The organism is Rhizobium sp. CB3060, assembly GCF_025200735.1.
Classification (GTDB): domain Bacteria; phylum Pseudomonadota; class Alphaproteobacteria; order Rhizobiales; family Rhizobiaceae; genus Rhizobium.
In genome coordinates, this window is the sequence record NZ_CP104158.1 from 3,326,209 (window position 1) to 3,352,637 (window position 26,429).

General features: G+C 61.0%; 27 protein-coding genes and 1 pseudogene. 17 read left to right on the forward strand and 11 right to left on the reverse strand.

Features of this window, described 5'->3' with window-relative positions; genetic code table 11:
• Nucleotides 1-136 precede the first annotated feature (136 nt).
• The 3 genes from N2601_RS16080 to N2601_RS16090 all read left to right on the forward strand — a co-directional run bounded on the left by N2601_RS16080 (nt 137) and on the right by N2601_RS16090 (nt 3,889).
• Nucleotides 137-2,647 carry a heavy metal translocating P-type ATPase gene (locus N2601_RS16080; protein ID WP_104824735.1) on the forward strand — a complete coding sequence of 837 codons (2,511 nt, stop codon included), beginning with the start codon at nt 137-139 and terminating at the stop codon, nt 2,645-2,647.
• A 91-nt stretch (nt 2,648-2,738) separates the two neighbouring features.
• Entirely contained in the window at nt 2,739-3,125 is a 387-nt protein-coding gene (cueR, locus tag N2601_RS16085) for a Cu(I)-responsive transcriptional regulator (RefSeq protein ID WP_104824736.1), read from the forward strand.
• 446 nt (nt 3,126-3,571) lie between these two features.
• Nucleotides 3,572-3,889 carry a hypothetical protein gene (locus N2601_RS16090; protein ID WP_104824737.1) on the forward strand — a complete coding sequence of 106 codons (318 nt, stop codon included), beginning with the start codon at nt 3,572-3,574 and terminating at the stop codon, nt 3,887-3,889.
• 38 nt (nt 3,890-3,927) lie between these two features.
• Here the strand turns inward: N2601_RS16090 and N2601_RS16095 are convergent, their stop codons facing one another.
• Nucleotides 3,928-5,118: an acetyl-CoA C-acyltransferase gene (locus N2601_RS16095; RefSeq protein WP_104824738.1), complete on the reverse strand. Its 1,191-nt coding sequence runs from the start codon at nt 5,116-5,118 to the stop codon at nt 3,928-3,930.
• Nucleotides 5,119-5,311: 193 nt separating this feature from the next.
• Between N2601_RS16095 and N2601_RS16100 the strand changes: the two genes are divergently transcribed.
• Both N2601_RS16100 and N2601_RS16105 read left to right on the forward strand, forming a co-directional pair.
• Nucleotides 5,312-5,536, forward strand: coding sequence for a type II toxin-antitoxin system VapB family antitoxin (locus N2601_RS16100; RefSeq protein WP_104824739.1), 225 nt, complete (start codon nt 5,312-5,314; stop codon nt 5,534-5,536).
• On the forward strand, nt 5,536-5,931 hold the full coding sequence (locus N2601_RS16105) for a type II toxin-antitoxin system VapC family toxin (RefSeq protein WP_104824740.1): 396 nt from the start codon (nt 5,536-5,538) through the stop codon (nt 5,929-5,931). The genes N2601_RS16100 and N2601_RS16105 overlap by 1 nt, the downstream gene beginning before the upstream one ends.
• A gap of 16 nt (nt 5,932-5,947) precedes the next feature.
• On the opposite strand, the gene N2601_RS16110 is transcribed toward N2601_RS16105, so the two are convergent.
• The 7 genes and pseudogenes from N2601_RS16110 to hutI form a co-directional block, all read right to left on the reverse strand.
• Nucleotides 5,948-6,256 carry a hypothetical protein gene (locus tag N2601_RS16110; protein WP_104824741.1) on the reverse strand — a complete coding sequence of 103 codons (309 nt, stop codon included), beginning with the start codon at nt 6,254-6,256 and terminating at the stop codon, nt 5,948-5,950.
• A 103-nt stretch (nt 6,257-6,359) separates the two neighbouring features.
• Complete coding sequence (locus tag N2601_RS16115) at nt 6,360-7,799, reverse strand: MFS transporter (protein WP_260303198.1); 1,440 nt, start codon at nt 7,797-7,799, stop codon at nt 6,360-6,362.
• A gap of 203 nt (nt 7,800-8,002) precedes the next feature.
• Nucleotides 8,003-8,628, reverse strand: a pseudogene (locus N2601_RS16120) (sulfite oxidase-like oxidoreductase).
• A 77-nt stretch (nt 8,629-8,705) separates the two neighbouring features.
• Nucleotides 8,706-9,269 carry a HutD/Ves family protein gene (locus tag N2601_RS16125; RefSeq protein WP_104824743.1) on the reverse strand — a complete coding sequence of 188 codons (564 nt, stop codon included), beginning with the start codon at nt 9,267-9,269 and terminating at the stop codon, nt 8,706-8,708.
• Nucleotide 9,270: 1 nt separating this feature from the next.
• Entirely contained in the window at nt 9,271-10,956 is a 1,686-nt protein-coding gene (gene hutU, locus N2601_RS16130; protein ID WP_104824744.1) for a urocanate hydratase, read from the reverse strand.
• A 1-nt stretch (nt 10,957) separates the two neighbouring features.
• Nucleotides 10,958-12,493 (reverse strand): histidine ammonia-lyase, encoded by a 1,536-nt coding sequence (gene hutH / locus N2601_RS16135; RefSeq protein ID WP_104824745.1) that lies wholly within the window; start codon nt 12,491-12,493, stop codon nt 10,958-10,960.
• A complete protein-coding gene (gene hutI, locus N2601_RS16140) occupies nt 12,490-13,746 on the reverse strand; it encodes an imidazolonepropionase (RefSeq protein WP_104824746.1) in 1,257 nt (418 codons plus the stop codon). Before hutI ends, hutH begins: the two co-directional genes overlap by 4 nt.
• A gap of 101 nt (nt 13,747-13,847) precedes the next feature.
• Between hutI and N2601_RS16145 the strand changes: the two genes are divergently transcribed.
• On the forward strand, nt 13,848-15,191 hold the full coding sequence (locus N2601_RS16145; RefSeq protein ID WP_104824747.1) for a formimidoylglutamate deiminase: 1,344 nt from the start codon (nt 13,848-13,850) through the stop codon (nt 15,189-15,191).
• A gap of 83 nt (nt 15,192-15,274) precedes the next feature.
• Nucleotides 15,275-15,994 carry a histidine utilization repressor gene (gene hutC / locus N2601_RS16150; RefSeq protein WP_104824748.1) on the forward strand — a complete coding sequence of 240 codons (720 nt, stop codon included), beginning with the start codon at nt 15,275-15,277 and terminating at the stop codon, nt 15,992-15,994.
• Nucleotides 15,995-16,103: 109 nt separating this feature from the next.
• On the opposite strand, the gene N2601_RS16155 is transcribed toward hutC, so the two are convergent.
• Nucleotides 16,104-16,256 (reverse strand): hypothetical protein, encoded by a 153-nt coding sequence (locus N2601_RS16155; RefSeq protein ID WP_158704499.1) that lies wholly within the window; start codon nt 16,254-16,256, stop codon nt 16,104-16,106.
• Between the two features lie 179 nt (nt 16,257-16,435).
• On the opposite strand from N2601_RS16155, the gene N2601_RS16160 reads away from it, so the two are divergent.
• From N2601_RS16160 to N2601_RS16190, 7 genes are all read left to right on the forward strand, one after another.
• Nucleotides 16,436-17,020, forward strand: coding sequence for a TetR/AcrR family transcriptional regulator (locus N2601_RS16160; RefSeq protein WP_104824749.1), 585 nt, complete (start codon nt 16,436-16,438; stop codon nt 17,018-17,020).
• A gap of 207 nt (nt 17,021-17,227) precedes the next feature.
• A complete protein-coding gene (locus tag N2601_RS16165; RefSeq protein WP_104824750.1) occupies nt 17,228-17,851 on the forward strand; it encodes a hypothetical protein in 624 nt (207 codons plus the stop codon).
• A 186-nt stretch (nt 17,852-18,037) separates the two neighbouring features.
• The gene (locus N2601_RS16170) at nt 18,038-18,895 is read left to right on the forward strand and encodes a cytochrome b/b6 domain-containing protein (protein WP_104824751.1); all 858 of its coding nucleotides are present in this window, start codon (nt 18,038-18,040) and stop codon (nt 18,893-18,895) included.
• Nucleotides 18,892-19,668, forward strand: a complete 777-nt coding sequence (locus N2601_RS16175; RefSeq protein WP_104824752.1) for a molybdopterin-binding protein — start codon at nt 18,892-18,894, stop codon at nt 19,666-19,668. Before N2601_RS16170 ends, N2601_RS16175 begins: the two co-directional genes overlap by 4 nt.
• Nucleotides 19,669-19,780: 112 nt before the next feature.
• Nucleotides 19,781-20,035, forward strand: coding sequence for a hypothetical protein (locus N2601_RS16180; protein ID WP_104824753.1), 255 nt, complete (start codon nt 19,781-19,783; stop codon nt 20,033-20,035).
• A 177-nt stretch (nt 20,036-20,212) separates the two neighbouring features.
• Nucleotides 20,213-20,446, forward strand: a complete 234-nt coding sequence (locus N2601_RS16185) for an AbrB/MazE/SpoVT family DNA-binding domain-containing protein (protein ID WP_104824754.1) — start codon at nt 20,213-20,215, stop codon at nt 20,444-20,446.
• A 1-nt stretch (nt 20,447) separates the two neighbouring features.
• Nucleotides 20,448-20,855, forward strand: a complete 408-nt coding sequence (locus tag N2601_RS16190) for a type II toxin-antitoxin system VapC family toxin (protein ID WP_104825261.1) — start codon at nt 20,448-20,450, stop codon at nt 20,853-20,855.
• A 34-nt stretch (nt 20,856-20,889) separates the two neighbouring features.
• On the opposite strand, the gene N2601_RS16195 is transcribed toward N2601_RS16190, so the two are convergent.
• Nucleotides 20,890-21,378: an Lrp/AsnC family transcriptional regulator gene (locus tag N2601_RS16195; protein ID WP_104824755.1), complete on the reverse strand. Its 489-nt coding sequence runs from the start codon at nt 21,376-21,378 to the stop codon at nt 20,890-20,892.
• A gap of 136 nt (nt 21,379-21,514) precedes the next feature.
• Here N2601_RS16195 and N2601_RS16200 point away from each other — a divergent pair, with 136 nt between their 5' ends.
• On the forward strand, nt 21,515-22,267 hold the full coding sequence (locus N2601_RS16200; RefSeq protein ID WP_104825262.1) for a tryptophan 2,3-dioxygenase family protein: 753 nt from the start codon (nt 21,515-21,517) through the stop codon (nt 22,265-22,267).
• Between the two features lie 19 nt (nt 22,268-22,286).
• Here N2601_RS16200 and mntR read toward each other — a convergent pair whose 3' ends face one another.
• Entirely contained in the window at nt 22,287-22,742 is a 456-nt protein-coding gene (gene mntR / locus N2601_RS16205) for a manganese-binding transcriptional regulator MntR (RefSeq protein ID WP_104824756.1), read from the reverse strand.
• Nucleotides 22,743-22,942: 200 nt separating this feature from the next.
• On the opposite strand from mntR, the gene N2601_RS16210 reads away from it, so the two are divergent.
• On the forward strand, nt 22,943-24,298 hold the full coding sequence (locus N2601_RS16210; RefSeq protein WP_104824757.1) for an Nramp family divalent metal transporter: 1,356 nt from the start codon (nt 22,943-22,945) through the stop codon (nt 24,296-24,298).
• 132 nt (nt 24,299-24,430) lie between these two features.
• A complete protein-coding gene (locus N2601_RS16215; RefSeq protein WP_104824758.1) occupies nt 24,431-26,260 on the forward strand; it encodes a M23 family metallopeptidase in 1,830 nt (609 codons plus the stop codon).
• The last annotated feature ends 169 nt before the right edge of the window (nt 26,261-26,429 follow it).

A 26,429-nucleotide genomic window follows, 5' to 3' on the forward strand; every position in this document is an offset into this window, starting at 1 on the left:
AACACCCCTAACGGCATCGGGATAGAAAGCAGCCTCTTTCAACTGTGGACGGTACTTCCTATTTTCCTCTTGACCTTCCAGTAACAGGAAGGTTCATAAACCTAGCCACGCTCGCTTCCAAGCGCTGGAGTTTCCGATGGCATTCCACGACGAACATGACCACCACCATCATCATCACGATGCGCCACAGGATGCGGTGATCCGCGATCCCGTCTGCGGCATGACCGTCGATCCCAAGGCGGGCAAACCATCGCTGGACTATCGTGGCCATACATTCCACTTTTGCAGCGAAGGTTGCCGCGACAAATTCGAAGCAACGCCCGAAAATTACCTGACGGCCAAAGACCCGGTTTGCGGCATGGATGTCGACCGCGCCACCGCGCGACATTTCCTGAAGCATGAGGGCGAGAAATTCTATTTTTGCTCCGCAGACTGCAAAGCAAAATTCGAAGCCGAGCCGGCGGCCTATCTTGGTGACGAAAAGCCAACACCGAGGCCGATGCCGAAGGGCACGCTCTATACGTGCCCAATGCACCCCGAGGTGATCAGCGATCATCCCGGCGATTGCCCGATATGCGGCATGGCCCTCGAACCGATGGGGGTGCCAGCCGCCGATAAAGGCCCGAACCCGGAGCTTGTCGATTTCACACGACGCCTCTGGATGAGCGCTGCCCTGTCGCTGCCGCTGTTGATCCTCACTATGGGGCCGATGTTCGGCCTCCCTCTGCGCGACCAAATCGGCGAGCCCACCGCCACCTGGATCGAGCTGGCGCTCGCGACCCCGGTCGTGCTCTGGGCCGCTCTCCCCTTCTTCCGCCGGGCGTGGAATTCAGTTCGCAACCGCAGCCCCAACATGTGGACCCTGATCGGCCTCGGCGTCGGCACGGCCTATCTCTACAGCCTCGTGGCGACGCTTGTGCCCGGCATTTTCCCTATGAGCTTTCGCGGCCATGGCGAGGCTGTGCCCGTTTATTTCGAAGCCGCTGCGGTCATCGTCGCCCTGATATTTGTCGGCCAGGTGCTGGAGCTGAAGGCGCGCGAGCGCACCGGCTCGGCGATCCACGCGCTGCTCGACCTCGCGCCCAAGACCGCCCGCCGCATCGGCGCCGACGGCAGCGAGACCGACGTTCCTGTCGATCATATCCAGGCCGGCGACCGACTGCGCATTCGGCCCGGCGAGCGCGTGCCGGTGGACGGCTCCGTTGCCGAGGGACAGTCGACCATCGACGAATCGATGATCACGGGCGAGCCGCTCCCGGTCGAAAAGACCGTGGGCGATGCGCTGACCGGCGGCACGATCAACAAGAACGGCACGCTGATCATGATCGCCGAAAAGGTCGGCGTGGAAACGACACTATCGCGCATCGTCGAGTTGGTCGCCAAGGCGCAGCGGTCCCGCGCGCCGATCCAGACGATGGTGGATCGTGTTTCGGCCGTCTTCGTGCCCGCCGTCGTGGTTGCAGCCATCATCGCCTTTGCGGTCTGGGCCTTTGTCGGACCGGAGCCGAGGCTGGCGCATGCACTGCTCGCCGCCGTCGCCGTCCTGATCATCGCCTGCCCCTGCGCATTGGGGCTTGCGACGCCGATGTCGATCATGATCGCCACCGGCCGAGGCGCGCAGGAGGGCGTACTGGTGCGCGACGCCGAGGCGCTGGAGCGCTTCGCCAAGGTCGACACGCTGATCGTCGACAAGACCGGCACATTGACCGAGGGCAGGCCGAACCTGACCGATGTCGTCCCCGCCGCCGGCGTCGACGAAGCGCGCCTGCTGTCGCTCGCAGCCAGCCTGGAACGCGGCTCCGAACATCCACTGGCCGAAGCGATCGTAACCGGCGCGCAGGAGCGCGGCGCGCGCCTTTTCGACATATCCGGCTTCGCGGCAAAGACCGGCAAGGGCGTCGAGGGCCGCGCCGGCGATATGGCGATCGCCCTCGGCAATGTCGCGATGATGACCGATCTCGGCGTTGCGACCGACGAGCTGCAGGCTGAAACCGAACGTCTGCGCGGTGAAGGCAAGACCGTGATGTTCGTCGCCCTCGATGGCCGGTTGGCCGGCATCGTCGCCGTTGCCGACCGGATCAAGCCGACGACAGCGGCCGCCATCAAGGCGCTGCACGATAGCGGGCTGAAGATCATCATGGCAACGGGCGACAACGCTCAGACCGCCAAGGCCGTCGCTGCGCGTCTCGGCATCGACGAAATCCGCGCCGATATGTTGCCCGAAGGCAAGAAGGCGCTGATCGACGAGTTGCGGGCCAAGGGCAATGTGGTTGCCATGGCCGGTGACGGCGTTAACGACGCGCCGGCGCTGGCCGCAGCCGATGTCGGCATCGCCATGGGCACCGGCGCCGATGTCGCGATGGAAAGTGCCGGCATCACCCTGGTGAAGGGCGATCTCAATGGCATCGTCAGGGCACGGCACCTTTCGGAAGCCACGATCCGCAACATCAAACAAAACCTGGCCTTCGCCTTCGGCTATAATGCTCTCGGCGTGCCGCTTGCCGCGGGCGTGCTTTACCCGGTCTTCGGCCTGCTTCTATCGCCGATGATCGCGGCGGCGGCCATGAGCCTGTCCTCGGTCTCGGTCATCGCCAACGCGCTGCGGCTGAGACTAGAGCATCCCGCTTTCAGGCGGAACCGCCTGTAAGCGGATAAGATGCTCTAGATTCAAAAGACTAGAGCGACCTTTGTGCGTTCAAACGAACGCACAGCGCTCTACCGAAATAAGGAGGGTTCACATGAATATCGGCGAAGCATCGGGCCGCTCCGGCCTGCCGGCAAAGACAATCCGTTACTACGAGGATATCGGCCTGATCCGCCCCGATCGAGGCGACAACGGCTACCGCGACTATGGCTCCGACGACGTGCACAAGCTACGCTTCCTGCACCGCTCCCGCAGCCTCGGCTTCTCCGTCGACGAGTGCCGGCAACTGCTGGCGCTCTACGAAGACAAAAGCCGTGCCAGCGCCGACGTCAAGGAAATCGCCACATCGAAACTCACCGAAATCGACCGCAAGATCCGCGAACTGACCGAGCTGCGCCGCACGCTGGAACATCTCGTGCATGCCTGCCAGGGCAATGAGCGGCCGGACTGCCCGATCCTGGAGGAGCTATCGGAGGGGTGAGAATTTTTGGCGGCGGGTCAGGCGAATACATCAATGCAGCGGCAATGTGCCTGGCCGCTCACCCCAGCCCTCTCCCCCGCAAGCGGGGGCGAGGGAGCTTAAGGTGCCTCGCGCCACCCTCGGTCAGCGGAGCGAAGAGGCTCGTTATTTTGCGCCGTCGTCCCTTCTCCCCGCATGAGCGGGGAGAAGGCTAGGATGAGGGACCAGGCACGCAAGCGCGGCATCGGCAGATGCTCCTGACTTGCCCGATCCACTCACCCAACCAGATCCACCGCAATCGCCGTCGCAGATGCGGAGTACTGCGACGCCGCGCATAGCGCCCTGGCGCGGCAGCGCATGCAGCGGCGTCACGATCGGAAAATAACGCACAGATTTGACTGGCAAGAACCACCAAGTATTATCGCATTACGCGAGGATATACCTCCGCATGAACTTGGGGGTGTGATTTGATCGTCAGCCTGCTGGTGCCGTACACGATCGGTTTTTTTCTCGTCGCTCTTATCGAGCGAGCGTGGCCTCTGATGCTAGTCTCTCTTTCACTGATTGCGGCGTGCCTTTCGATGATTTTGGGGAGCAGCTTTGAAGGGGCCGGTTCCGCGCTAGTTTTACCCACGCTTGTTGCTCTGATGCTCGGCATTTTTGGCGGATTCTTGGGCCGGGCATTGGCAATCGCCGGCGAATTCGAAACCGCAACCAAGACCTTAGTGATTACGTTCCTTAGCATAGTCGGCATAATTGGCCTGCTCATTGTGCTAGCAACATAATCCGCTCCCCTACCGTGGTGTTGGCAGCAGGATTCTCCTCACCCAATCCTCTCCACCGCAATCGCCGTCGCCTCGCCGCCGCCGATGCAGAGTGCGGCGACGCCCCGCGTTGCACCCTGACGCTCCAGCGCGTGCAGCAGCGTCACGATCAGCCGCGCGCCCGTAGCCCCGATCGGATGGCCCAGCGCACAGGCGCCTCCATTGACGTTGAGGCGGTCGCGGGCAATGCCGAGGTCCTTAGCGGCGGCCATGGCGACGACGGCGAAGGCTTCGTTGATCTCGAAGAGGTCGACATCGCCGACCTTCCAGCCGGTCTTGTCCAACACCTTGCGGATCGCCGGAATCGGCGCGGTCGTGTACCACGCCGGCTCCTGGCTATGGGCGGCATGCGCCTTGATCTCGGCGAGGATCGGCAGTCCCTCTCGCTCGGCGATCGAGCGTCGCGTCAGCACCAGCGCAGCCGCGCCGTCCGCATTGGCCGAGGCACTGGCTGCGGTGATGGTACCGTCCTTGCGGAAAGCCGGCTTCAGCGCGGGGATTTTTTCCGGCGAGACTTTCTGCGGATGCTCATCCTTAGCGATCGTCACCGGTCCGCCCTTGGCAGCAACGGAAATCGGCGTAATCTCGGCCTCGAATGCCCCCGTCTCGATCGCCTTGCGCGCCCGCGTCAGCGTCTCGACGGCATAGGCATCCTGGTCGTCACGGCTAAACTGATAGGCTTCCACCGCCAACTCGCCGAAGTCGCCCATCGAGCGGCCCTTCTCATAGGCGTCTTCCAGCCCGTCGAGCATCATGTGGTCGAAAATGCGGTCATGGCCCATGCGATAGCCGCCCCGCGCCTTGGCGAGCAGATAGGGCGCATTCGACATCGACTCCATGCCGCCGGAGACCGCGATCGAGGCGGAACCGGCAAGGATCAGGTCATGCGCCAGCATGGTCGCCTTCATGCCGGAACCGCAGACCTTGTTGATCGTGGTGGCGCCAACCGCATCCGGCATTCCCGCGCCGCGCGCCGCCTGCCGCGCCGGTGCCTGCCCCTGCCCCGCCGGCAGGACGCAGCCGAACAGCACCTCGTCCACCTTCTCCGCCGACAATCCGGCACGCTCCAAGGCAGCACGGATGACATGGGAGCCGAGTTCCGGCGCCTGCAACGATGACAATTCGCCCTGGAAACGGCCGAGCGGCGTGCGCGTAGCGGAGACGATAACGACAGGATCGGTAACGGACATGATGGCTCCTCGCAATCTGCAAGTTAAGGGATCAAGCTATTGCTATCACGTTAGATGATGTTCGTCATGTAAATATCGCGGAAACATTTCTTCGGACGAAGTGCCCGCTATTGCCCGATCCCGACTACCGCGATGATTGTCCTCCTCGTGGATATATTCTAAGGATATCCATCACTAAAGAAATGGATATCCCATGCCTCTCTACATCAAAGACGATGCCATCGATCGATTGGCCCGGCGCTACCAGGCGCTGACCAAAACGTCCACCAAAACCGAAGCCGTGCGGCTGGCATTGCAAAAGGCGTTGAACGAGGAGCTTGCCAAGCCGTCGCTTGTCGATATCGCCGTCACTTTCTGTCGTAACCTGAAGCAGAAGGCCGGCACCAAGGCGGATGCTCTTTCGGAAGGGGATGCCTGATGTTTGTCGATGCCTCGGTGCTTTCCGCAATGATGACCGATGAGGAAGAAGCCCGCAACTTTGCCGCCCGCATGCAGGCTGCGACCGCGCGCATGACGTCGCCGCTAGCGGTAACCCAGGCGGCGATCAGCGTCGCCGGCCGTCTTGACCTCACAATCGTCGACGCCGGGAATGCGGTCCGGACGTTTCTGGAGCTGATGAACATCCAGCTTCTCGCAATTCCGCCGCGGGCCGCCTTTCTGGCGATCGAAGCTCATGAGCGGTACGGCGAGGGTCGCCATCCGGCGGCTCTCAGCCTCGACGACTGCATGACCTATGCCTGCGCCCGCTATTATCGCCAGCCGCTTCTGTTCCGGAGCGATGCATTCGCCCAGACCGATATCGAGGTGGTCTAACCTGTCTGCTTCGAAACTACTGCCCAGGGCAAAGCGAGGTGGGACCGGCGGCGTATGTGTTCGAAACGCCAACGGCGTTTGGCGCCGCCGCGCATTGCAGCCTCGATATCGCATCGCCCGCTCTGATCGGGCCGGTCACAGACGGATCGGTGTTGATCGTACCATCCGGAAGGATTGCGTCCTTGGAATGGTCAAAATTGCCGACGTCGGTCTGGATTGCCTGTGCGTCGAACGTTGTGGTGCGATGTTTATGCGCCGGCCCCGCCATGGCGACGCTGGACATTCCGATGACGAGGGCCGAAATGGTAAGAGCTTTAAGCAGCATAAGACTGCCTCCCATGGGCGTTGAACCTCTATTCATATGGGAGCCTGTAACCCGATTTACAGCGGCGGGCAGGTCAAATATCGCAATTATTTGAAAGCCATGTTCATGTCTTGATGCGATGCCGCGACACCTCCGCACCCGCATCATGCGGCAAGCGGAGGAAGCGCAGCGACGAGACCGCGCCAATGAGGCAAACGACCAGAAAAGCCCAGTGAAAATCGACAAGGGAAAGCGTCTCTCCCCCATGGATGATGCGCGAGAGATTGAGCACGGCGGCGGCGACGGCAACGCCGAGCAACAGCGAGACCTGCTGCAGCATGCTCGAGAGCGTCGAGGCGGAACTGCGCTGCGCCGCATGGATATCGGCAAAGCCGAGCGTATTCAGCGCCGTGAAGTTCATTGAACGCGACAGGCCAGCAATGAATAGCAGGCAATATATCAGCAGATCCGGCGTCGACGGCGACAGAAACGCGCATCCACCGATGCTGGCCGACGAGATCAGGCCATTGACAACAAGCACGTTGCGGAAGCCGAAGACTTTCAACATCTGCGTGGTGATCGTCTTCATGCCGAGATTGCCCGCGAAGTAGAAGAGCAGATAGGTGCCGGCGTCGATCGCCGTACGCCCGAAGCCGACCTGGAAAAGCAGCGGGATCAGGAAGGGCGTGGCATTGATCGCAACCCGGCTTGCCGTTCCCGCCGAAAGCGTCGACATGGCGAAGGTCTGCACCTTGAAGGCGGAGAGATCGAGCAAGGGCGCATCGACCCTCATGAAATGCCGGGTGGCGATGACGGAGAAAACCACGCCGGCGGCAATGAGCCCGATGCTGGGCGCCAATCCCGTCGTCCCCTGGACCACGAACTCCAGACCGGCCAGCAGGAAGGTCAGCCCCGCCGCCGATTGCAGGAAGCCGATGAAATCGAGCCGCGCGACCTTTTCCTCCCGCTGATCCGGCACGAAGCGCAGGACGAGGCCGAGGCCGATGATCCCGATCGGAATATTGATCAGGAAATTCCAGTGCCAACTGAAATAGGTGGTGATGAAGCTGCCGAGCACCGGGCCGATGACCGGAGCCGTCAGCGCCGGCCAGGTAATCATCGACACGGCATGCACCAGATCGGATTTGCGCGCGTTTTTCAGCACGATGATGCGACCGACCGGCGTCATCAACGCGCTGCCGACGCCCTGTACGGCGCGGGCAATGACGAATTCGAAGAGATTGCCGGAGAGGCCGCAGAACAGCGACGCCACGGTGAAGATGGCGATCGACGCCAAAAACACCCGCCGCGCGCCGTAGCGGTCGCCGGCCCAGCCCGCCAGCGGCACGAAGGCCGCCATCGTCAACAGATAGACCGTAATGCCGATGCTCATCGACACCGGCTGGATGCCGAAGGTCATAGCCATCTGCGGCAATGAGGTCGTGACGATGGTGCCGTCCAGAATCTGCATGAAGAAGGAGACGGCGACAACCAAGGCGATGATGCGGGACTGCCGGCCGAAACTTGCTTCGGAAGGCTGATCTGTGGTCCGGGCAATGGTCATGACATGAAATTTCAGAGAATGGCGTTCAAGGGACCGGGCGCTTCCGGCAACAATCATACGATCATTGAATACGCCCATCGCCATGGATTGCAAAGCCGCAAACCCGCGCCGCAGCCATCAAAAATTGACACGGTGACATAAGAAACCGCGATTCCTGCCGAGTTTACCTAAGCTATATCTCCGCCGACAGGATCCTACGGGCGTCAATCGTCCGAATAGCGCTGCTCCCGCCAGGGATCGCCATACATGTGATAGCCATTCTTCTCCCAGAAGCCGGCCCTGTCGGCATCGATGAGTTCGATGCGGTTCAGCCACTTCGCGCTCTTCCGCCATGCTCGCCGGTCAATGGCTGGCCCTCCCAGGCAGTGGCGAGGATCGCATCTTCGGCCGCGAAATCCGAAAGAGGGAGGTTGGTGGTGTAGCCGTCATAACTCGTCAGCAGCACATGATGCGCTTCGGCCGTCGGCATAGCGAGATCGAGCATATCGCGCGTCGAAACCCCTTCCCAGCGATTGTCGTAGCGCGACCAGGTCGTCACGCAATGGATATCGCTGACGCGGGTGCTTTGCTCGATCGCCTGGAAAGCCGCCCAATCGAGGCTGAGCCGCGTTTCCACGAAACCGACCACATCGAGCCGCCAGCTCGACAAGGACACATGTGGCTGCACGCCGAGATCGAGCACCGGCCAGTTCTTGACGAGATGCTGCCCCGGCGGCAGCCGCTCGGTCTCGGGTCGGCTGATGCGCCCCGTCAGAAACTTGCCCTCCGCCGCCCAGCGGCGCTTTGACGTGGTGAGCTTGCTATCGGCGGGGATCTGATCGTCGCTCATGCAGGCATCCTCTCTGCGGCGCAGAAATAGGATAGCCGAGGTATGTCCGTGTCAAGTCAGGGGCAGTTAATAGCCGACTATATTGCCTCGATGGCGATGCAGAACAGCTCCGCCTTGCCAGAGATCGAGCGTCGTACGGCGACGTCATTCGAAACAAGAAGGCAATCGCCCGCGGCAAGCACAGCATCGTCAATCTCGACATCGCCGCGATGGCAAAGAACAAGGCTGGTCCCGCCCTCGAAAGCGACTTCGCTATTTCCGTCGACCGAGACACGCCGCACCGAATGCGTAAAGCGCGCCCGCCGCGTCATCACATTGAGATCCGTGATCGTCCCGTCAATCAAAGTTGCCGAGGTCGGCGCATCGGCCGCGAAGGGCAGCGGCTCGCTCGCCTGCGTCAGGCGTTCAGGCGCGCGCGCCTCGATAAAGAGGGTCATACCCTCGCCATCAAGAATGGATAGCGTACGATCGATGCCCGGAAAGACCGAGAACGGCCCATCCGTGGCAACGGTCGCCATGCTGACGCGCCAGTCGAAGTCTGCAAGCCCGGCGCCGTCGGGCGAAACGGCGATCTCCACCGTCTCCCCGCCGCCGTTTTTCCAGGGCATGCGCTTGTGGTCACTGGCGCGCAGCAGCTTCATCTTAGTTCCCCAGGATGGCCGGCAGGCGCAGGCCCTGCTTCTTGGCCCAATCGAGGGCGATGTCGTAGCCGGCATCGGCATGGCGCATGACGCCGGTTGCCGGGTCGTTCCAGAGAACGCGCTCCAGGCGCTTGGCCGCATCATCGGTGCCGTCGGCGCAGATGACCATGCCGGAGTGCTGGGAAAAGCCCATGCCGACGCCGCCGCCGTGATGCAGCGATACCCAGGTAGCGCCGGATGCGGTGTTGAGCAGGGCGTTGAGCAGCGGCCAGTCGGAAACGGCATCCGAGCCGTCCTTCATGGCTTCCGTTTCGCGGTTCGGCGAAGCAACCGAGCCAGAGTCCAAATGGTCGCGGCCGATGACGACGGGCGCCTTCAGCTCGCCATTCCTGACCATTTCGTTGAAGGCAAGGCCGAGACGGTGGCGATCGCCGAGACCGACCCAGCAAATGCGTGCCGGCAGACCTTGGAAGGCGATACGCTCGCGCGCCATGTCCAGCCAGTTGTGCAGGTGCTTGTTGTCGGGCAGCAGCTCCTTCACCTTGGCGTCGGTCTTGTAGATATCTTCCGGATCGCCCGAGAGAGCAGCCCAGCGGAAGGGACCGATGCCGCGGCAAAAGAGCGGACGGATATAGGCCGGCACGAAGCCCGGGAAAGCAAAGGCATTTTCGAAGCCTTCATCCTTGGCGACCTGGCGAATGTTGTTGCCGTAGTCGAGCGTCGGCACGCCAGCATCCCAGAAGGCGACCATGGCTTCGACATGCACCTTCATCGAAGCGCGGGCGGCAGCTTCGACGGCTTTCGGATCGCTCTCGCGCTTGGCCCGGTGTTCGGCCACCGTCCAACCGGCCGGCAGGTAGCCGTTCAGCGGGTCGTGGGCAGAAGTCTGGTCGGTGACGATATCCGGACGCGGACCGCCGGCCTTCATGCGCTTCACCAGTTCCGGGAAGATTTCGGCAGCATTGCCGAGCAGGCCGACGGACTTGGCTTCGCCAGCCTTCGTCCACTTGTCGATCAGGGCCAACGCTTCGTCGAGCGTCTTCGCCTTTTCGTCGACATAACGGGTGCGCAGGCGGAAATCGATGCGGGTTTCGTCGGATTCGACGGCGAGGCAGCAGGCACCAGCCATGACGGCGGCCAGCGGCTGTGCGCCGCCCATGCCGCCGAGACCGCCGGTCAGGATCCACTTGCCCTTCAGGTTGCCATTATAGTGCTGGCGACCGGCTTCGACAAAGGTCTCGTAGGTGCCCTGCACGATGCCCTGCGTGCCGATATAGATCCACGAGCCGGCCGTCATCTGGCCGTACATGGCAAGGCCCTTTTTATCCAGCTCGTTGAAGTGATCCCAGGTCGCCCAGTGTGGCACGAGGTTGGAGTTGGCGATCAGCACGCGCGGCGCATCCTTGTGGGTGCGGAATACGGCGACCGGCTTGCCGGACTGCACCAGCAGCGTCTCGTCTTCGTTCAGCGTCTTCAGCGTCGCGGCGATACGATCGAAATCGTCCCAGGTGCGGGCGGCGCGGCCGATGCCGCCATAGACAACCAGCTCGTTCGGGTTTTCCGCAACGTCCGGATCGAGATTGTTCATCAGCATGCGCAGCGGCGCTTCGGTCATCCAGCTCTTGGCGTTGAGCTCCGGGCCACGAGGAGCGCGGATTTCGCGGATATTATGGCGTGGGTTGGTCATGTCATATCTCCAAAGAGGGCAGGATGCCGGCGGATACGGATGCGTTGAGTGCGCCGGAAGCGACCAGGTCGCTGGCGGCCTTGAGGTCGTTTGCCATGTAGCGGTCTTCATCCAGCGTAGGCGCTGCGGCACGGATGGTGGCAATGGCAAGGGTCAGTTCGGGACTGGTGGTCAGTGGCGCACGTAGCTCGACGCCCTGTGCGGCCGTCAGCGCCTCGATGCCGACGATGCCGAAGAGATTGTCGGTCATCGGCAGGAGCCGGCGGGCGCCATGGCAGGCCATCGACACGTGGTCCTCCTGATTGGCGGAGGTCGGCGTCGAATCGACAGAAGCCGGGTGCGACATCTGCTTGTTTTCCGACATCAACGCTGCGGAGGTGACCTCGGCAATCATCAGTCCGGAGTTCAGACCGGGCTTCTTGGCGAGGAAAGCCGGCAAGCCATAGCTCAGTGCCGGATCGACCAGCAGCGCGATGCGGCGCTGCGAGATCGCGCCGATCTCGCAGACGGCAATCGCGATCTGGTCGGCGGCGAAAGCCACCGGCTCGGCATGGAAGTTGCCGCCGGACACCACGGAATTGTCCGAGAGCACAAGCGGATTGTCGGTGACCGCATTGGCCTCGATTTCAAGCGTGCGACCGGCCGAACGCAGGAGATCCAGACAGGCGCCGTCGACCTGCGGCTGGCAGCGGATGCAATAGGGGTCCTGTACGCGCTCATCACCTTCGATGTGGCTTTGACGAATCACCGAACCGGTAAGCAGGCCGCGGAGGGCAGCGGCGGTATCGATCTGGCCTTTATGGCCGCGCAACGTGTGGATATCGGGATGGAACGGTGCCGAGGAGCCCATGGCGGCATCCGTCGACATCGCGCCGGTGATGAGGGCTACCTGCGCGGCGCGATGGGCGCGAAAGAGACCGGCCAGAGCAAGTGCGGTCGAGACCTGCGTGCCGTTGATCAGCGCCAGCCCTTCCTTGGCGGCAAGCACGACCGGCGTCAGTCCAGCCTTTTTCAGCGCAGCAGCGCCGTCCAGCCGCTCGCCAGCATAAAAGGCCTCGCCATGACCCATCATGACGGCGGTCATATGCGCGAGCGGGGCGAGATCGCCGGAAGCGCCGACAGAACCCTTCTCGGGGATGACGGGCACGACGCCCTTTTCCAGCATCGCCTCGATCAACCGCACCAGTTCCAGACGCACGCCGGAAGCGCCGCGGCCAAGCGAGATCAGCTTCAGCGACAGGATAAGGCGAACGACGTTCTCCGGCAGCGGCTGGCCGACGCCGCAGCAATGCGAAAGAATGAGGTTGCGCTGCAGGGTGGCGACGTCGGCGCTGTCGATCTTGATGGAAGCCAGTTTACCGAAGCCGGTATTGATGCCGTAGACCGGCGCATTGCCGGCGACAATCTCGGCGATACGCGCTGCAGCTTTGAGAATGCCGGCATCGAAGGAGGCATCGAGCTTGGCAGGCTCGCCGGTCCAATAGATCGCGGCCAATTGTTTCAGCGAAACGGAGCCGGGATGGAGAGTGACAGTCATCGGTCGAATCTTTCCCCCTTAAAGATGCGGGCGTGGAGCGGATTGAAGCCGATGCGATAGACAAGCTCGGCAGGGCTTTCGATATTCCAGATGGCGAAATCGGCCGATTTGCCGGCCTCCAGCGTGCCGGTCTTGGAAAGCAGGCCGAGCGCGCGGGCGCCTTCACGGGTGGCACCCGCGATGCATTCCTCGACCGTCAGGCCGAAGAGGGTTGCTGCCATGTTCATCGTCAGCAGCATGGAGGTCAACGGCGAGGTGCCGGGATTGCAGTCGGTGGCGATGGAGATTGGAACACCCGCCTCGCGCAGCGCCTTGACCGGCGGCTTCTGCTTCTCATGAATGGCGTAGAAGGCGCCGGGCAGAAGGACCGCGACCGTGCCGGCATCCGCCATCGCCTTCACGCCGTCCTCATCCAGATATTCGACATGGTCGGCGGAAAGCGCGCCATAGGAGGCGGCAAGCTTGGCGCCGCCGAGATTGGAAAGCTGCTCGGCATGCAGTTTCACCGGGATGCCAAGCGACTTGGCAAGATCGAAGACGCGGGCAATCTCAGCCGGCGAAAAGGCGATCCCCTCGCAGAAGCCGTCGACGGCATCGGCCAAGCCCTTGGCATGCGCCTGCTTGAGACCCGGCAACACGACATCGGAAATATAGTCGTCGTTGCGGCCCTTGTAATCCGCCGGCGTCGCATGCGCGGCGAGATAGGATGTGACGACGCGAACCGGACGGGCGTCTTCCAGCGCCCGGGCGGCTTGCAGCATCTTCAATTCGGATTCGATGCTGAGGCCATAGCCGGATTTCACCTCGATCGTGGTGACGCCTTCGGCAAGCAGCGTATCGAGGCGCGGCAAGGCCGTCGCAATAAGATCGTTGACGGAAAGCGCGCGCGTTGCGTTGACGGAGGAAACGATGCCACCGCCGGCCCGCGCAATCTCTTCGTAACTCGCGCCTTCCAGACGCATCTCGAATTCGCGGGCGCGGTTACCTCCGTGAACGATGTGCGTGTGGCAATCGACGAGACCGGGCGTAACCCAGCGGCCTTCGAGATCGATGGTTTCGGCATCGCCGATCTCAGGCGCATCGCTTTCGCTGCCCGCGAAAAGGATGCGGCCACCCTTGGTCAGGATCGCACCCTTCTCGACAATGCCGAGCCCCGGCGCATCCTCTCGCAAGGTCGCCAGACGGGCATTGCGCCAAAGGCGGCTTTCGCCCTCGGATCTTACGCTATCGCCGGAAAAATTGTTCCCACTCATCAGCTTTACGCCTTTCCTTATGGGCTCATAATGTATATACATATTAAAAGAACTGACAAGAGGGATTTTGGACTCGGTATCCAAAAGGAAAGAGCTAGGTCATGACGAAACTCCATGCACGTTCGGCACTGCTTCAGGATGGCTGGCGGGAAAATGTCCGACTGACTCTGGAGGATGGCCGCATTGCCGGCATCGAGGCTGATGTTGCGGCAGAGGCCGGTGACGAGCGGCACGACGTTCTGGTTCCTGCCATGCCCAACCTCCACAGCCATGCCTTTCAGCGCGCCATGGCCGGCCTTGCCGAAGTCCGAGGCCCGGCGAACGACAGCTTCTGGAGCTGGCGGACCGTCATGTACAAGTTCGCGCTCTCGATGACCCCCGATCATGTCGAGGCGGTGGCCGCGCAGCTCTACATGGAAATGCTGGAAGCCGGTTTTTCCCGGGTCGGCGAGTTCCATTATCTGCATCACGACAAGGACGGCAGCCCCTATGCCAACATTGCCGAGCTTGCCGAGCGCATCGGCGCGGCAAGCACTGAAACCGGCATTGGGTTGACGCTGCTGCCGGTCTTCTACGCCCATTCCGGCTTCGGCGGCGCAGCCCCCATCGACGGCCAGCGACGCTTCATCAATTCGCTCGATCGATTCGAGGCCCTGATGGCCGGCTGCCGGACGATCGTTGATCGGGTGCCGGGTGCCGAACTCGGCCTTGCCCCGCACAGCCTGCGGGCAGTAACGCCCGAGGAGCTGGCAAAACTCGTGCCGCTCGCCGGCGACGGACCGATCCATATCCACGTCGCCGAGCAGGTGAAGGAAGTCGAGGATTGCATTGCCTGGTCCGGCGCGCGACCGGTCGAATGGCTGCTCGATCACGCCCCGGTCGACGGGCGCTGGTGCCTAATCCACGCCACCCACATGACCGATGACGAAACCCGGCGGATGGCGAAAAGCGGTGCGATCGCCGGCCTCTGCCCGGTGACGGAAGCCAATCTCGGCGACGGCACCTTTCCGGCACCGCTGTTTCTGGAGGAAGGCGGCCGCTATGGCATCGGCTCGGATTCCAATATCCTGATTTCCGTTCCGGAAGAGCTGCGGCAGTTGGAATATTCGCAGCGCCTGGCGCTGCGGGCCCGCAATGTCATCGCTTCATCGGGCGGCTCGACGGCGCGCGCACTGTTCGATCACGCAATCGCCGGCGGCGGTGTGGCATTGAAGGCGCCGGCCGGGCTCGCCATCGGCCGTTACGCCGATGTGGTTTCCCTCGATGTCAGCGCCGTTCCCTATCTCTCCGGCGATCAAATCCTGGATCAGTGGATGTTTGCCGGCGGCGTTGCCGTCGACAGCGTCTGGGCGCAGGGCCGCAAACAGGTCGAAGGCGGGCGGCACAACAGACGGGAAGCAATCTCCGCTCGATTCCGCGCTGTGATGAGCGAACTAATCGGTTGAAAAAGAATTTTTCCTCGCGACAATGAAATCCTAAATAAACAAAGTGACGATTACCCAGGTCTCACGAGGAAGCGGTCGGCGGCATGACCACAGGTAAAGAGGCGACGCTCCATCAGCGTATCCTGAACGATATCGAGAGCCGGATCGTTTCCGGCGATTGGCCGCCCGGCCATCGGATTCCCTTCGAACTTGCCCTGGCCGAACAATATGACTGTTCGCGCATGACGGTGAACAAGGCGCTGACGCAGCTTGCCCGGGCCGGATTGATCGAGCGGCGGAAGCGCTCAGGGAGTTTCGTCACTCAGCCACAGGCGCAATCGGCAGTGTTGGAAATCCACGACATCAAGTCGGAAATCCTGTCGCTGAACCTGCCCTACTCCCATAAGATCGTGAAACGCGCCAAGCGCAAGGGTCGTCCCGAGGATGCGCGGCGGCTGCAATTTGCCGGCGCGGTCTCGGTGCTGGACATCACCTGCATTCACTACGCCGGCCGCCGGCCTTTCTGTCTGGAAGACCGCGTCATCAATCTCGACGCCGTACCGGAGGCGGCTCAGGTCGATTTCGACGCATTGCCGCCGGGACCGTGGCTGATCAATCAGGTGCCATGGAGCACGGCCGAGCACCAGATCCGCGCCATCCCCGCCGAGGGCGAGGCCGCCACGAGCCTCGACATTGCCAAAGGCACCGCCTGCCTCGTCATCGAACGGCGCACCTGGAGCAACCTCGGACCGATCACACATGTCCGCCTCACCTATCCCGGCGATCGTCATACGCTGGTGGCGCGCTTCACGCCGTCAAGCTGAAACCGTAGACCGGAAAGCATTTCACGGAATCGCTTTCCGCTCTATCCCTTTGTTTCTACGCATTCCAGACGGAAAACCGCTTCGCACTTTTCCTGGAATTGCTTAGCCGCTACTGGCGCTGGGCGGGCTCGGTCTGCATCGGGATAAGGTTGTCGGATTGATGGATGGGCTTTACGGGATTGACCAGCAAAATGCTGAGCGCAATCAGCACCAACGCAAGGATGAGGGTAAGGCCGATCAAAAGTGGACGAATCGCGATCATTTCGGTTCTCCAATCTTTCGTGTCCTAGCCATAACGTGACAGGAAGGGGATTTTGAGGCAACCAGCTTTTTTGCGCTTAAACATTGCGCCAAACTGCAAAATTTCAACCTCAATCCCCGAATTGATCGGAGTTTTGGCTCGGACTTGACAGACACCCTACCAATAGGTAGGCAAAGTGAATGAGCAATATTTCGACCAAAGCGGACGAGATCGTCCAATCGGCACGCGGCCTGATCATCGCGGGCGGCTATAACAGCTTCAGCTTCGCTGATATTTCGGCAGAGGTCGGCATTCGCAAAGCCAGCATTCATCACCATTTTCCGACCAAGGCCGATCTCGTCAGGACCGTCGTGGCGCGTTATCGGGAAGAGGCTCGGCAGGGTCTCGCCGGGGTCGACGCCAATATTGCCGATCCCGTTGCACGCCTTCGCGCCTATACGGGCTTCTGGGAAGCATGCATCCGAGACAATACCGCACCCTTCTGCATCTGCGCCATGCTTGCCGCCGAACTGCCGGTGCTGCCGGCCGATGTTGCCGCCGAAGTGCGAGGGCATTTCCGGGATCTCTCGAGTTGGCTTGCCGCCGTGATGGAAAAAGGGGCGGCCGAAGGCCGTCTTATTTTGCCGCGCCCGGCAGCGGGGGAAGCTCTGTCCTTCATGGCAACCGTGCATGGCGCCATGCTCTCGGCGCGAGCCTATGGCGACCCGTCAGTCTTTGCCACCATCGTCGAACCGCTGTTCGATCGGCTGGCCACTCTCCATTGAAATTATTCAGATTTTCGTGATGTGGACCGATAACGCGGCTCTCACGCTTGTTTGATTGGCGGAGCTACCGAGTGGTAGATAGGATCGCCTTCGTTGCAATCGAGATGACTTCCTCCGGTTCTCTCATGCAAGGAATTCTGTTGGCCGACCTTGGCCGCTCTGTCGAAAAAACCTACCGATTAGTAGGTAGATCAAAGGAGACTATTCATGGATCGCAAGCATCTGACGAAGGGCATATTGGCACTGGCCACCGGCGCTGTCGTAACGCTCGCCGCGCTACAGGGCGCCAATGCCGCCGACCCCGTCCGCGTACGCGGCACGATCGAAAGCCTCGATGGCGACACCCTCAACGTCAAGTCCCGCGACGGCAAGGACATCGCCGTCATGCTGAAATCCGGCTGGGCCGTCGCCGGCGTCACCAAGGCCTCAGCCGCCAATATCAAGCCCGGCGATTTCGTCGGCATCGCCAATGAGCCAACCGCCAGCGGCGTTGCCGGCGCCATCGAAGTCGTGATCTTCCCCGCCTCGATGAAGGGCACCGGCGAAGGCGACCGCCCCTGGGATTCGAAGCCGAACAGCTCGATGACCAATGCCACGGTCGCCAATGCCGTCAAGTCGGTCAATGGCCCGACGCTCACCCTGACCTATAAGGGCGGCGAGAAGAAAATCAACATTCCGGACGGAACTCCGGTCGTGACCTTCACCTCGGCCACCAAGGACGATCTGAAGGCAGGCGCCGGTGTCTTCATCACCGGCCAAACCACAGGTGACGGCATCGTTTCCACCAATCTCGTTGCCGTCGGCGTCAACGGCACTGTTCCGCCGATGTGATCTTCCCTTCCCGCCCAAGGGAAGCCTGCAGGCCAATCGGCACCCGCCCCCGCCGTAGCCTGCCATGCGGCGCTCCAGATTCAGTTCCCTCGCTGATGGGGCGCCGCCACTTTCCCGGTGGATTTGTGGTACTCTGCAGCCAGGGTTTCCAAAGGGTTCATTGAAGATTTCGAGAGGAGCCTAGCCATGGCCGACATCGATACGACCGGTGCACCACCTGCGCCTCCCCGGACGATCTACATTCGCCGGCATTCGATCGTTACCCGCCTGACGCACTGGCTGAATGTGCTCTGTCTTTCGCTGCTGCTGATGAGCGGCATGCAGATTTTCAACGCCCATCCTGCCCTTTACTGGGGGCAGTACGGCGCCAATGCCGATCCATCCTGGCTGCAGATATCGGCCACCGATGGCGACAACCAGCCCTACGGCACCTTCCGCATCGGCGGCCTGACGATCCCGACGACCGGCGTTCTCGGCGCCTCGAAAGAGGATGGCGAATGGACCGAACGCGCTTTTCCCGCCTGGGCAACGATCCCGAGCTACCAGGACTTGGCCGCCGGCCGGCGCTGGCATTTCTTCTTTGCCTGGCTCTTCGTCTTCAACGGCCTGATCTATCTGCTCTATGGCTTCATTGCCGGCCATTTCCGCCGCGACTTGGCGCCCTCGGGTGCCGAGGTCTCGCCGCGCAATCTCTGGCATGAAATCATTGAGCACGCCCGCCTGCGCTTCCCGAAAGGCGAGAAGGCAAAGCGCTACAATGCATTGCAAAAGCTCAGCTACCTGATCGTCATCTTCATCCTGCTGCCGCTGATGCTGGCGACCGGGCTCACCATGTCGCCCGGCATCGATGCCGGCTACCCGTTCCTGCTCGATATCTTCGGCGGGCGGCAGACGGCGCGCGGCATTCATTTCATCACCGCCTGGACGATCGTTCTGTTCGTCCTGGTCCATGTGGCGATGGTCATCCTGTCCGGTCTCTGGAACAATATGCGTTCCATGGTGACCGGCCGCTACGCCATCCGTAGGGAAGGAGAGGACGCATGAGCAAGATCGTCAGCCGCCGCGGCTTCCTCATCGGCTCTGTCGCCAGCCTCGGCGCTATCGGCCTTACCGGCTGCGACGACGTCACCGAGAACCAGAACGTCCAGAAGGTTCTCGCGCTGGCCGAAGGTCTGACCATGGGCACACAACGCCTTCTCGTCCCGCCGCAGACGCTTGCCCGCGAATATACCGAAAAGGACCTCTCGCCGACCTTCCGCTCGAACGGCACGGATAATCCCGGCACTGCGGATTATGCCGCAATGGTGGAAAACGGCTTCTCCACCTGGAAGCTAAAGATCGACGGCATGGTCAACCAGCCGATGGAGTTTTCGCTGGCCGACCTGAAGAAACTGCCGTCGCGCACGCAGATCACCCGGCACGACTGCGTGGAAGGCTGGAGCGCCATCGGCAAATGGACCGGCGTGCCGCTTGGCCTCATTCTGCAGAGCGCCGGGCTGAAGCCGGGCGCGCGTTATGCGGTGTTCTATTGCGCCGACGAATTAGAGCAGACGCTCGACGGCAGCGGCCGCTACTACGAGAGCCTCGACCTGATCGACGCCTTTCATCCGCAGACGATCCTCGCCTATTCGATGAACGGCAAGGATCTCGAAGTCGCCCACGGCGCGCCGCTGCGTCTGCGCGTCGAGCGCCAGCTCGGCTACAAGCACGCCAAATATGTCATGCGCATCGAAATCCGCGACAAATTCAACGATCTCTGGGGCGGCAAAGGTGGCTTCTGGGAAGATCGCGGCTACGAATGGTATGCCGGAATTTGAAGGCATTACTTTAGCATGTTTCAATTTGTCGCAGGTCGCTTCAGGCCGGAACACTTATGCGTGCAGGTACGTTCTCGCAAAGGGCAATTATGCCCTTTCGGAGGAAATGCACATGCTGAGATCGATTTTGATCGCGGCCGTGCTTGCAGCGGCGAGCACCATGCCCGTTTATGCCGCAGCCACGGTGAAATGTGACGATGCTTCCATTATGGCCTTGCAGACCAAAGTGGATGCAATGACCGACCAGACGAAAAAGACAGCCGCCACCAAACAGGTGACTATGGCAAAAGACGCCATGAAGGCGCACAAGATGAAAAATTGTGTGACCCACATGGAAAATGCCGAGAAGGGCATGAGCAAGATGTAACGGCTCGCCGTTGCTTTGGTGGATTCGGAGGACAAGGCCCGGGCTTCCGGGCCTTAAGTTTGTTGGGGGTGCGAGAAGCCGATGTTTGGATACCCATAAGCTCGCCGAAACCGGCCTGTCTTGAAAGTCGCGGTTAAAAGTAATACCTCTATTTTAGCAATCATTACCGGGATTCCCATGAGTACGACCGTAACTGCAAAAGGACAGGTCACGATTCCAAAAGCCGTTCGCGACAAGCTCGGCATCGGCCCCGGAAGCCAGATCGATTTTCGCCGAGCTGCCGATGGCAGCATTGTCCTTGTCCCGGTGGAAACCGGCAGACAAATCAGCCGTTTTGCCAAATTTCGAGGACATGCCGGAAAAGGCCTGAGCACTGACGAGATTATGGCACTGACGCGTGGCGACGATTGATGTGATCTTCGTCGATTCCAACATACTTCTGGATATTATTACCGACGATCCGATTTGGTATGACTGGTCCATCGGCGAGCTCGACAAAGCATCGCTCGTGGGTCCTCTCTACATCAACGACGTCGTTTACGCCGAAATATCCGTTCGCTACCAGCGCATTGAAGATCTCGATGAGATGCTTGTCGGGACTGGCGTCAGCATCATATCGATTCCACGAGCGGCACTTTTCCTTGCTGGCAAGGTTTTTGACCAATATCGAAAAGCTGGTGGAACGCGCACAGGCGTTCTGCCGGATTTCTTCATCGGCTCTCATGCGACCGTCAGCGGCCTCTCCGTACTGACGCGCGACACCAAGCGTTTCCAGACCTACTTCAAATCGGTAACGCTCATTAGCCCGCCAACAGTATAACTATCGCTACCGGATCAGCCGGCCTTTCCGCAGCCTAGCGGCTACCGCCAATATGTCGCGCGGCGTCGGCAAACGAGATGTCCGACTTGATCTCTCGTGTCGACATCGACGTTACCGTATGCCGCACGCCCGGCAGCCGGTTCAGTTCCTGACGCAGCAGCCGATCGAGGGCGGCCATGTCGGCGGCCAATATGTGCAGGAGATAGTCGGCCTCCCCCGTCGTCGCATGGCAGCGCCAGATCAGCGGGTGGCGGCGCACCGCGGCTTCGAAGGCATCGAAGCGCTCGACGTCGATCGACACTTGCACGAAGGCTTCCAGGCCAAAGCCGAGCTGTGCCGGATCGAGGATCGTCCGGTAACCGCGGATCACACCGGCCTCTTCCAGCGCCTTCACCCGTTTCCAGCACGGCGTCTTGCTGAGACCGACCAGATCGGCGAGCGCGGCAAAGGAGATGCGGGCATTGGCCTCCAGGGCAGAGACGATCTTATGGTCGAGCGCGTCCAAGTCCAGCGTTCCCTCCATTGCCTTTCATAAGGTTGATCGTACTCCTGATTGGCAATTTTAGAAGACAATTAGGAACAATGTTCAAGGGAAAATTTCGTATCCTTCCAAAAGGGCAAATATGCCAGCGGCAAAGGCCGGGACAAAGGGAACGAAGATGCAGAAGCAAGACTATTACGCGCGGATCGAGGCGCCAGACATGCGCGACTATGGCGTTTATCTGCAATGCGACAAGCTGCTCGCCTGCCAGAAGCCACTAAACGGGATGGTCAACGGCGACGAGCTGCAGTTCCAGATCGTCCATCAGGTGGAAGAGCTCTGGATGAAGCTCATCGCCTATACGCTGGTCGACGTGATCGCCTTCATCGAGGAAAACAACACTCATCGCGTGGTGACGCTGATGGGCCGCGTGCATCGGCTGATGCGGATGATGACGGCGCAGCTCGATCTGCTCGAAACCATGTCCCCGAAGGAATATCAGCAGATCCGCCTGCAGCTCGGCAATGGCAGCGGCCAGGAATCGCCCGGCTTCAAATTCCTGCTGCGCATACCGCCGGATCTCTGGCGGGCCTTCAAGGCCCATTATCTCGACGCACTGGGGCTTACGGTCGAGGATGTCTATGACGGCAAATATGATCATGGCGACAGCTATGTCGTCGCCGAGGCATTGGCCGAGTACGACGAATTGTTCCAGAAATTTCGCGCCAACCACATCTATCTGATCCAGCGCTCGATCGGGCTCGGCTCGAAATCCCTCAAGGGCCGGCCGGTCGAACTGTTACAGGCCGGCGCTCGCCATCGCTTATTCCCCGATCTCTGGGATATCCGCGCCGAGATGACCGACCGCTGGGGCAGTCAATACGGCGTGGTGCGCGATTCCATTTCCAGACACGACGACGCGGCGGAATAGGGTACGCGACCCCGCTGACTTATCCGTCGCGCTGCATGGTGCGACGGAACGCTTTCAGCGTTTCGGCGCTGACATGATGTTCCATGCCCTCGGCGTCGATCCGCGCCGTCTCGGGGCTAACGCCAATCCAGCGCAAGAACGCTTCGACCGTCTGATGGCGGGCACGGATGTTCTGGGCGATCTTATTGCCCGCCTCCGTCAGGAAAACGCCGCGATAGGGCCGCCGCGATACCAGCCCGTCTTCGCAAAGACGTGCCAGCATCTTGGCGACCGTCGGCTGTGACACGCCAAGCCTTGCCGCGATATCCACCTGCCGGGCCTCGTTGCCATCATCGATGAGATCGGCGATCAGCTCGACATAATCTTCGACCAGAGCGCCACGGGTGGCCTCCCGCGTATGCCGAAAACCCTCCGAATGCGTCTCGGCATCCGGCAGCGGTTCGTCGCGATGGATCGGCGGTTTTCTGGCTGGCAATGCGTTTGGCTCCCTGGACGCACGAATAAACTCGCTTTGATCTTTATAGCACGAGCTTCAATCTTGAAAGCGGATGATGATTTTTGCGACGCGCCATCATCGCCATCACAACGCCGCAACTATAAAATATAGCCTATTGCATAATGTTGATATCCAGCATATTTCTTTAGTCACATCGTAATTCGATCCCGGAGCCCCGCATGACGCAGATTCAGGAAGCAGCCGCGCCGCAAGCGTGGAAATTTGCCCGCCCAGATGAAGAGGCGCGGCTGAGCCTTCCGGAAGTCAATGCAACGATTCATGTTCCGCACGCCGGCACCTGGGTCCGGCGGCTGATCGCCTTCCTCGGGCCGGGCTATATGGTCTCCGTCGGTTATATGGACCCAGGAAACTGGGCGACCGACCTCGCTGGTGGTGCGCAATTCGGCTACACGCTACTAGCGGTCATCATGCTGTCCAATCTGATGGCGATCCTGCTGCAAGCACTTGCAGCCCGGCTCGGCATCGTCACCGGCCGCGATCTGGCGCAGGCTTGTCGCGACCACTATTCGAGACCGGTCAATCTGGCCCTGTGGTTTGCCTGCGAACTCGCCATCATCGCCTGCGATCTCGCCGAGGTCATCGGCACGGCGATCGCGCTGCAATTGCTCTTCGGTATCCCATTGATCGGCGGCGCGCTGATCACCGCGCTCGACGCCTTCCTGCTGCTGCTTCTGATGAATAGGGGCTTCCGCTTCCTGGAGGCCTTCGTCATCGCGCTCCTCATTGTCATCGCCGTCTGCTTCGCCATCCAGATCGCCGCCGCCGCTCCTCCGGTCGCCGCTATCCTCAATGGTTTCATCCCGTCGCCCGAGATCGTCACCAATCACGAGATGCTCTACATCGCCATGGGCATCATCGGCGCGACCGTCATGCCGCATAACCTCTACCTGCATTCCTCGATCGTGCAGACGCGCGCCTATAAGCGCACGGATGAAGGCCGCCGCGATGCGATCAAATGGGCGACCACCGACAGCACGATCGCCTTAATGCTGGCGCTTTTCGTCAACGCTTCGATCCTGATCGTCGCCGCCGTCGCCTTCCACAATAGCGGGCATTCGGATGTCGCCGAAATCGGCCAGGCCTTCCAGTTGCTGTCGCCGCTGCTCGGCCTTGGGATCGCCTCGACACTGTTTGCCGTCGCACTTCTCGCCTCCGGCCTTAATTCCACCGTGACGGCGACGCTCGCCGGCCAGATCGTCATGGAAGGCTTCCTCCGCCTGCGTATTCCACACTGGGCCAGACGGCTTTTGACGCGTGGCCTCGCAATTATTCCGGTTGTTTTTGTTACTGCATTTTATGGTGAAAAAGGCACTGCCGATTTGCTCGTTCTGAGCCAGGTCATTTTGTCCATGCAACTGCCCTTCGCGGTCATTCCGCTTGTCCAATTCGTCACAGATCGCAGAAAAATGGGCAGATTCACCATCCCAAGGAGCGTTGCCGTTCTCTCCTGGCTGGTTGCGGGCGTCATCCTGGCGCTGAATTTCAAGCTGCTGTACGACACCATCTTCGGTTGACGAATCACCCGTGATGCGAGAATCTGCGAACCTGGAAGATCACGGTAATTAACAGATACGTAATATTTGCCCAGATTTTGACATGATTTGCCCTAGTTTGGGCCCACCGCAGTCTGCAGGGTTCCTCAATTCATGGTCGAAAGTCCATTGCGCGTCCAATTTCCTGCAGAGGCTGCGATTCAGGCGCGGCCGCATCACGAATTTCATATTCCCTTTCTGCCCCGATCCGCCCATCTTCGCCACCTGATCGCCATCGGTCTTGCCGGCACCGCCTCCTGCGGCCTTCTCGCGACCGTTCTCTACCCGCTGCTTGCCCGCCATACGATCGAGCAGGCCGTTCCGATTCACACAGCCCAGCTCGTCCAATCGCAGCCGGCGTTGCACAAGAGCGACCGGCTTGCCACGAAACAGCGTTTCGACGGCGCCCGTTTTGCGCAGGTGGCGGAAAAGACCTCGAGCGGCGAAACCCGTATCTTCACCTATCACCGCACGACACTGGTCTTCAAAGCCGAGGTTACCGAGCCCGCAGACAGTGATGCCGCGGCCATCAATGCGGCCTATGACGGCGATACACGGACTGAGAACGCTCTGTTTTCGCCACCGTCGCTCGCGGATATCCGCCAGGGCATCTATCCGCATGTCAATCGCTACGACGCGGTCCGCCGCTCGCGCTTCCCGGTTCGCGGCGTGCCGTTGAATGTCAGCGTGTCGAGGGCGACCACGGGCGAGGCAGGCCGCGAGTTCAAGAGGCTGGTTTCCATGCCCAAGGACCGGCAGGACCTGCAGGATATCCTCGCCTCCGCCGGTCTTGGTGTAGATGCTGGCGACGAGCTGCAGCGTGCCTTGGAAACCGATACGGTTTCGCCCGGCGACAGCCTGGAACTGCTGCTGGAGAAAAAGACCGCCGATGCGCAGCCGAAGCTGATCATGGCTCGCCTCAGCGGCGAGAAGACACCCGAGCGCATTGTGGCGCGCGACGATGCCGACGGCTTCGTGCCTCTTACCGATGACCGGCTGTTTTCCACGCTCTATAGCGAGAGCCAGGCCGACACGCCGTCCTCTTCGGACGTGGCTGCCGTCGACCTCAAGGGCATCGACAGCAACGATCGGTCGACGATCAGCGCCAAGCTGAAGAAGGCGGGGCTTTCCGATGAAAGCGTCGATCAGCTCTTGAAGCTCGCCAAGGCGAACGGCGTTTCACTAACCGGTGGCGACGATGCGCCCGACAGCGTCGATCTGCTGTTCCGCAAGGCGGACAATGGCAAAAGCGAACTGATGTTCATCGAGTTCCACACCGATGGCGACACGCATCGCTTCTATCTGCACAAGGACGGCGGCGACGGCGCCTCAGAATTCTACGACGAGGGTGGCCACTCCGTCGCCAAGGTGCTGACCCATCGTCCCGTGCCCAACGGCACGCTCGGTGACGGATTTGCCTGGCGCATTCATCCGATCCTCGGCGTCCGGAAATTCCACAACGGCGTCGATTTCCGCGCGCCGATGGGCAGCCCGATCATGGCAGCCGGCGACGGCACCGTCGAAAAGATTTCCTGGGAAACGGGCTACGGCAAATATGTCCGCATCCGCCACGACGGCGGCTACGAGACGACCTATGCCCACATTTCCTCGACGCCGTCGGACCTGCATGTCGGCGAGCGCGTTACCCAGGGCCAAGTCATCGCCTATGTCGGCTCGACCGGCTATTCCACCGGTCCGCATCTCTACTACGAACTGCGCGTCAACGGCCGCTACGAAAACCCGCTGACCGCCCAGTTGCCGGCCGGCACCAATCTTACCGGCAAGTCGCTGGACAGCCTGCGCTCGCAGGTCAGCCACGTCGATAATATCATGACCTATCTCGACGTGCCGTCGCCGCAAAGCGAAGCCCGCCCCTTCAACGCCTTCGACCAGGGACCGGAGCGAGGCCCAGGCGCAGGCACCGGTCATTCCGGTAGGCCCTGATGCCGCAACTATAGCGGCACGACCGAGATTCCCCGAACAGCGAAGTTTTGATTCGCGGCTGGAAATTGGAACCAGCCTCGGATGCATGCTGAACGATGCGCAGCGGGAGGGCGTCGCAGCGCTGGTTTGAAATCTCCACACGATCCCGCTTCAGAAAACGGAGGATGTT